The following is a 602-nucleotide window of genomic DNA, read 5'->3' as shown; positions in this document are numbered from 1 at the left end:
CCCCGACCTGCCGCTGGTGCGGGCGCATGGACACCGCTCACGTGTGCCCGGTCTGCGGGTCGCGCCGGCTGCGCGCCGTGGTGTTGGGCACCGAGCGCACCGCCGAGGAGCTGGGCAGGGCGTTTCCGAAGACGCGGGTGCGCTCGTCGTGGGGGGAGAAGATCGTCACCGAGATACCGCGCACACCGATGATCGTCGTGGCCACGCCCGGGGCGGAACCCGCCGTGACCAACGGTGGGTATGGCGCGGCGATCCTGCTGGACACGTGGGCGTTGCTCGGGCGCCCGGACCTGCGCGCGACCGAGGAGACCTTCGAAAAGTGGCTCGCCGCCTGCACGCTTGTCGACGCCGCCAGCATCGACGGCGAGGTCGTCGTGGTCGCCGAGCCCTCGCTGCCTGTGGTCCAGCATCTGATTCGCTGGGACGTGCCGGGCCACGCCGCCGCCGAGCTCTCCCAACGCGCGGAAACCCGCCTGCCGCCCGCAGTCCACGTCGCCGTGGTCGATGCCCCGAGAAAGGCGCTGGAGGATTTCTTCGCCCACGTTGAGCTGCCGCCCCACGCGGAAAAGCTCGGCCCCGTCGACTTGCCGCCCGGTGTGGAG

1 pseudogene is annotated in these 602 nt (G+C 71.8%); it reads left to right on the top strand.

What is annotated here, in order from left to right:
- Nucleotides 1–602 (top strand): annotated as a pseudogene (locus HMPREF0298_RS11265) (primosomal protein N'); the annotation flags it as partial.

It is taken from the genome of Corynebacterium lipophiloflavum DSM 44291 (genome assembly GCF_000159635.1).
Lineage (GTDB): Bacteria > Actinomycetota > Actinomycetes > Mycobacteriales > Mycobacteriaceae > Corynebacterium > Corynebacterium lipophiloflavum.
The sequence above is the reverse complement of the archived record's forward strand: the minus strand, read 5'-3'. Positions and strand labels throughout refer to the sequence as shown.